Source organism: Thomasclavelia sp. (assembly GCF_017889095.1).
Classification (GTDB): domain Bacteria; phylum Bacillota_I; class Bacilli_A; order Erysipelotrichales; family Coprobacillaceae; genus Thomasclavelia.
Genome location: NZ_JAGHEW010000040.1, coordinates 1 through 6,375 on the forward strand (window position 1 = coordinate 1; position 6,375 = coordinate 6,375).

5 protein-coding genes are annotated in these 6,375 nt (G+C 30.1%); all 5 read left to right on the forward strand.

What is annotated here, in order from left to right; translation table 11 throughout:
* Nucleotides 1-352 precede the first annotated feature (352 nt).
* On the forward strand, nt 353-1,192 hold the full coding sequence (licT, locus tag J7M77_RS01810; protein WP_296875402.1) for a BglG family transcription antiterminator LicT: 840 nt from the start codon (nt 353-355) through the stop codon (nt 1,190-1,192).
* 144 nt (nt 1,193-1,336) lie between these two features.
* Nucleotides 1,337-3,169, forward strand: a complete 1,833-nt coding sequence (locus J7M77_RS01815; protein WP_296875404.1) for a beta-glucoside-specific PTS transporter subunit IIABC — start codon at nt 1,337-1,339, stop codon at nt 3,167-3,169.
* Nucleotides 3,170-3,186: 17 nt separating this feature from the next.
* Nucleotides 3,187-4,572, forward strand: a complete 1,386-nt coding sequence (locus tag J7M77_RS01820) for a glycoside hydrolase family 1 protein (protein ID WP_296875406.1) — start codon at nt 3,187-3,189, stop codon at nt 4,570-4,572.
* 20 nt (nt 4,573-4,592) lie between these two features.
* Complete coding sequence (locus tag J7M77_RS01825) at nt 4,593-4,796, forward strand: hypothetical protein (protein WP_296875408.1); 204 nt, start codon at nt 4,593-4,595, stop codon at nt 4,794-4,796.
* A 442-nt stretch (nt 4,797-5,238) separates the two neighbouring features.
* Nucleotides 5,239-5,649 carry an ATP-binding protein gene (locus J7M77_RS01830; protein ID WP_296875410.1) on the forward strand — a complete coding sequence of 137 codons (411 nt, stop codon included), beginning with the start codon at nt 5,239-5,241 and terminating at the stop codon, nt 5,647-5,649.
* Nucleotides 5,650-6,375: the final 726 nt, after the last annotated feature.

The window sequence follows — 6,375 nt, forward strand, 5'->3', positions numbered from 1 at the left end:
GAAAAATGTCAAATATGATAAACTGTTTCATCAGGTGGATCAAGCTTTATATGAGGCAAAAGCTAATCAAGGAAAAAGAAAAAGTGTAATTGTAGAATATCAGGAAGATAGTGCTTGTGATGAAAAAAATAATGGCACATTATTGTAAATATTAAAGTAAAATATAAAATATCCAAACTCAAATAAAAGAAAGCCCTTGCAAGATACTTAAATATATGTTAGAATAGCTTTCGAAGAGGATGGTAATTGTTTATCGGATGATTTACAAGCTAAACCTTAATGCATTTTTTGTGCGTTGGTTTAGCTTGTTTTATTTTGTTAAATGAAAATGTAGAGAGGGTGGATGTTATAGATGAAAATACATAAGATTTTAAATAATAATGTTGTGATTGTTTTAGAAAATCAAAAAGAAAAGGTTGTATGTGGTAGAGGGATTGCTTTTAAGAAAAAAGTTGGTGATTTAATAGATGAATCATTAATTAATAAAACATTTAATTTAAATGATGAAAAAAACGATTATTTAAAAGAAGTGTTAGCGGATATACCGCTTGAATATATTGAAATTTCCAATGAAATTAAAAATATGGCGAGTTTAAAGTTGGGAATTCAACTTAATAATAATTTATTGGTTAGTTTAAGTGATCATATCTATAATTCCATTAATCGTTTTAAAGAGGGGATAAGTTTAACAAATGTTTTGTTGCTGGATATCAAACAATTTTATGAAATAGAATACAATATTGGCATAGAAGCTTTAAAGATTATTTTTAATAAAACGAATGTTCGTTTGCCAGAAGATGAAGCTGGTTTTATCGCTTTGCATGTTATCAATGCTGAAAATGAAAATAATAGTATTGAACAAACAAGTCAAATTATCGAAATCACTCAGGATGTATGTAACTTGGTAAAATATTTCTTTCTTATTGATTATGAAGTTGATTCGGTATATTACTATCGATTTATTACTCATCTAAAATTTTTTGCAAAACGTTTATTAATGCAAAAGCAAGAAAATGAAGATTTTGATGAAAGTCTTTATAAAATTGTAAAAGAAAAATATGCTATGTCTTTTAAATGCGTGGAAAAAATAACTGATTTAATTAAACGAAAATATCATTATCAATTGGATAAAGAAGAACAAATGTATTTAGCGATTCATATAGAAAGAATTATTTATAAATTAAGAAAATAACTGTAGCTATACAGTTGAAATAAAAAAGGTGGTGGTTGATGTAAGAAACAAGTATTTTAATAAAACAAATAATAGGATGGTAACATTAAGTTGGCTAAACCTTCATATTACTTTTTGCTGAAATTGAAATGGAGGTTATTTGAAATGAAAGATTATAAAAACTTAGCAAAAACTATTATTGAAAATGTAGGCGGTAAAGGTAACATTGTTAACCTTAAGCATTGTGTTACAAGATTAAGATTCCAATTAAAAGATGAAAGTCTTGCAAAAACTGAAGTGTTGAAAAACACTACTGGAGTAGTAACTGTAGTTCAGGCTGGAGGACAATATCAAGTTGTCATTGGTAGTGCAGTTGCGGATGTATTTAAAGAAGTTTGTTTACAAGCTGGAATTGAAGATATTCAATCAGCACAAAATGATGAAGAAAAACTTACGGGATTTAAATGGTTTGTTGATTTTATTTTTTCAATTACAGGACCTACTTTGATGCTGCTTTCTGCTAGTGGTATTTTAAAAGGATTATTAACTATTTGTACGATGACTGGAATTATGTCTTCGGATGCTGGAATTTATACTTTATTTTCTGCTGTTAGTGATGCTATTTATTACTTTTTACCATTATTTATTGGTTATTGTACTGCTAAAAAAATTGGTGTTTCCCCATTTTTAGGAATGTTAATTGGGGGGATCTTATGTTATCCAACGATCAATGGTGTAGATTTAGATTTATTAGGATATACAGTAAATGCAACATATACATCGACTTTTTTACCAACGATCTTAATCGTATGCTTGGCTAAACCAATTGAAAGTTTTTTAAATAGGGTTATACCCCAAGTATTAAAATCTTTGTTTGTGCCTTTAATTGTCATGATTGTAGTTGTTCCTATTGGATTTGCTTTTATTGGTCCAGTAACTAATTATCTATCAGCACAACTATCAGTTTTAATTAATAATCTTTATAATTTAAATAGTGCAATAGCTGGTGCATTTATTGGTATAATTTGGCAAATTCTTGTTGTTATTGGTTTACATGGAACAATTGGGATGATTAGTATTGTTAATTTACTTCAAGGAAATCCAGATCCGATTCTAGCGATTTCTTCAATTACAATGTTTGCCCAAGTTGCAGCTGTAATGGGAATTTATTTAAAAACTAAAAATAAAAAAGTTAAGCTAGATTGTTTACCAGCAGCTATTTCTGGAATCTTAGGTACGACAGAACCTGCTATTTATGGTGTTACATTGCCTAGAATTAAAATATTTGTTATTTCTTGCATCGGAGCTTGTGTTACGGGATTATTCTGTGGGATTTTTAAAATTTATAAGTATGCATTAGGTGGAGGTATTTTTGCAGTTCCTGGTTTATTAAATCCAGAAAATCCGCAAATTTTCCCAATTCTTTTAGCTATTGTTTCAGGTACCGTTGTTAGCTTTATTTTGACCATGATTGTTTATAAAGATAGTGATTATGAAGATAAAAAACAAGAAGAAGTTGAGAGTCAAGAAAAAAAGATGATTTCTAAAGAAATCATCAAAGCTCCATTAGAAGGAGAAATTATTGATTTAAGTAAAGTTCATGATGCAGCCTTTGCAGGGAAAGATCTAGGTGATGGTATCGCTATTATCCCTAACTTAGGAAAAGTTGTGGCTCCATTTGATGGGACGATTGTAGCGTTATTCCCAACAAATCATGCAATCGGATTAGTTTCTGATAATGGTTGCCAGGTATTAATTCATGTTGGTTTAGATACAGTTCAATTAGAAGGTAAATATTTTAAAGCTCATGTTCAAAAAGGTCAACAAGTTAAAGCTGGTGATATATTATTAACATTTGATATCGATAAAATCACAAGTAAAGGATACTGTTTGGAAACACCAGTAATTATAACAAACACAAATGATTATTTGGATATTATTGCAATCAAAGAAAATAAATGTAGTTTAACAGATGATATTTTAACAGTTATTATCTAGGAGGTATTCAAATAATCATGAAAAATAACGAGTTTACTAAAGATTTTTTATGGGGTGCAAGTATTAGTGCGTATCAATGTGAAGGTGCCTCTTTGGAAGATGGAAAAGGGTATACAGTTCAAGATATTAAAGATATCCCAACTAATCAGGCTGATTTTTCAGTAGCAAGTGATTTTTATCACCATTATGAAGAAGATATTGAATTGTTAGCTGAAATGGGAATTAATATTTTTCGAATAGCTATCTCATGGGCAAGGATTTTTCCGACAGGAAAAAATACTGTCAATCAAAAAGGTATTGATTTTTACAATAAAGTAATCAATAAATGCCTAGATTGTGGTATTGAACCATTCATAACTCTGTTTCATTTTGACTTGCCCTTGGAACTGGCTAAACAGGGCGGTTGGTTAAATAAAGAAACAGTAGATGCTTTTGAAGAATACGCAAAAGTTTGTTTTGAACATTTTGGAGATCGGGTTAAATACTGGCTAACAATTAATGAACAAAATATGATGATCATGCATAGTGGAATTTTAGGATTAAAAGAATTAACGGACCAAGAAAATATGCAACAAAATCATCATATGTTATTAGCTCAGGCTAAGGCAATGATTTTATGTCATAAGATGTGTCCGCAAGCAAAGATTGGACCAGCTCCTAATGTAAGTCCAGTATATGCTAAAACAACTAAACCAGAAGATGTGATGGCATCAAAAGTATATGAGGCTATTCGGACCTGGTTATATTTAGATATGGCAGTATATGGAAAATATAATCATTTAGCTTGGAAGTATATGCAAGATAAATGTTGTACACCAAAGATCGAAGAATCAGATTTTGCTATTTTAAAAGCTGCTAAACCAGATTTTATCGCATTTAATTACTATAATACACAAACTGTTGGTGCTTATCACCATGGTATAGAACTTAATGGTAAAGGAGATCAGCAAACAACAACTGGTGAAAAAGGTATTTATCTAGGATATAAAAACAAATGGTTAGAAAAAACAGAATTCGGCTGGTTAATTGATCCCGTGGGCTTTAGGGTTGCTTTAAACGATGTATATAGCCGTTATCATTTACCAATATTTATTACTGAAAATGGTATTGGCGGAAATGAAATTCTTGATCAAGAGAACCAAATACATGATCAATACCGAATTGATTTCTATCAAAAACATATTGAACAAATGAAATTGGCAATGCAAGATGGTGTAGAAGTGCTTGGATATTGTCCATGGTCAGCTATTGATTTAGTATCAACACATCAAGGCTTTGCTAAAAGATATGGATTTATTTATGTAAATCGTAGTGACAGTAATTTGATGGATATGAAAAGATATAAAAAAGATTCATTTTATTGGTATCAAAAGGTGATAAAAACAAACGGAGTAGAGTTATAAAATATACCAGGTGTTGGATAATGAATAAGATCAAAAATTATTTTGAACTTGATAACAAAAAATATTTAAAACAGAGTGAAAAAATCTGTTATGGTAGATTTGATGGTAGTGCTGCAAAAAGAATTAATGATCTTCAAAAAATACTTGATGATTCCTTGAATAAAGAATTTCCACAATACTTTTCTACTTTCAAACGATCAGATTGTTGGCTATGTCATTTTTAAAGATCCTGATAAAACAAAGGATTTGTTGATTATTTGTTATGATTGGGATGAATTAAATTATATAATAATGGAAAATATTGCTTTAGATTTAAAATAGTATATTTTAAATTGGTATCTATGAGAAAATATAATCTTTGATTTTATGCTTAAGAGTTTTAGTAGCTGGTAAATCTTATTTTCATTAAAGATAAAAAACAGAGCATTGTTATCGGTGGAATATCTTGATTAACGAACAAAGGCAATATTTATTGATAAAAGAGAATTTAATGGACCAATCCAAAAACAAATAGAGCAGGCATATCAATTTGTACTTCGTAATATTCGTTTAGGTGCTAAAATCGATGGTATTTATCGTGAAGATGTTTATGAAATACCACCTGCAATTATCCGTGAGTTACTTATTATCTCAGCGGTTCATCGCTCATATTTAGATCATGGAAATATCCAAGTTGCCATTTATGATGATCGTTTAGAAATAACTTCTCCAGGTAAATTACCATTGGGACAAACAATCGAAAAAATGAAACAAGGATATTCTAAAATAAGAAATGAAGCACTTGCAAATGCTTTTTCGTATATGAACTTAATCGAACATTGGAGTAGTGGGATTCCTCGTATCATTCAAGGTGCAAAAGAAATGGCGTTAAAAGAGCCTGAGTTTATTGGTGGAGATGTTGATTTGAGGATTAACATTTATAGAAGTAGCGAAATAGATACCCAAAATAATGAAAATGGCACCAAACCTGGCACTTATAATAAAAATTTAACACAAGATGAATCAAATTTATTACTTTTGATAGATAAATTCCCGACTTTAATACAAAAAGAATACTTTGAAAGATTAGGTATTTAAGAGCTTTAAAACGGATATTTTCAAATTTGTAAAAAGATGGGATAATAATTCATGAAGGTTCAAAGCGTAAAGGAAAAAGGCTAATTCTTTAGTTGAAATTTTGGATTATAATATTATTCGTAAACTGATAACCGGAATATAAACAACAAATCTGTTGAAAAAGAACAAGCTTATGAAAATTTAATTAAAAAATAAGACCCAGGCCAGGTAACTAAGCGTACTGTGAGTGCGTTGCCTCCTGGGCTTTCTTTATGTCTATATATAATAAGGATAGAAAGATGTTGAATTTTACGATTTATAAACGTTAATAAAAAACAATTACTGCCATTTTACTGCCAAAGTTACTTTTGCGATAAAAAAACCGCATGAAACTGCGGTTTTTAGCTAATATGGCCTCTCCTGGGGGATCGAACCCTCAATTAGTCCTTAGGAGTTCCCTATGAGCTGTGGTAGCTGGTGGTTCGATTATCCTTTATGTGGCGCTTAATGGCAAAAAATAAAGACGAAGCCTTTGTTATTGCTAGACGCTGATACCCGTAGGTGTACTGCCATACACCGTAGAGTGTTAGCAAATACGCTTAGTTTTTTGCAATTTTTACTTTTTAAATATAAATCATTTGTCACTAGAAATCAAGATACTCGTACTCTTTGGACGTTCAGAAATGAGCGTCCTTTTTATATTTCAAAAGAAAGGAGAATCAAAAAAATATGATAAAGATTATGAAA

Excerpts from the sequence above, each read along its gene's own strand:
- J7M77_RS01820 (WP_296875406.1), top strand. The coding sequence starts at position 3,187 with ATGAAAAATAACGAGTTTACTAAAGATTTTTTATGGGGTGCAAGTATT.
- J7M77_RS01815 (WP_296875404.1), top strand. The coding sequence starts at position 1,337 with ATGAAAGATTATAAAAACTTAGCAAAAACTATTATTGAAAATGTAGGC.
- J7M77_RS01825 (WP_296875408.1), top strand. The coding sequence starts at position 4,593 with ATGAATAAGATCAAAAATTATTTTGAACTTGATAACAAAAAATATTTA.
- licT (WP_296875402.1), top strand. The coding sequence starts at position 353 with ATGAAAATACATAAGATTTTAAATAATAATGTTGTGATTGTTTTAGAA.